At 68.7% G+C, this 201-nt stretch carries 1 protein-coding gene; it reads right to left on the reverse strand.

Annotated features, from left to right (window positions below):
- On the reverse strand, nucleotides 1-201 hold a 201-nt coding region (locus AA75_RS51535; protein ID WP_149038551.1), incomplete at both ends, for a DEAD/DEAH box helicase family protein.

Raw genomic sequence — 201 nt, forward strand, 5'->3', positions numbered from 1 at the left:
GTGGCCGTCATGAACAACCTGCGGTCACACGGGATCCGGGTGTTGTCCAGGATCGCCGCCCACGGCTTCCCGGCCTGGCCACTGACACGGTGGGCCTCATCCACGATCGCGAGCGAGAAGGCCGGCAATCCCGCCTGGTGGGCCCTCTCCAAATGCCCCAGACCCAGGCTGGCGTACGTGGCGAACACCGTCACCCGCCCC

Origin of the sequence: Kitasatospora sp. MBT63, assembly GCF_000710465.2 — a bacterium.
Classification (GTDB): domain Bacteria; phylum Actinomycetota; class Actinomycetes; order Streptomycetales; family Streptomycetaceae; genus Kitasatospora.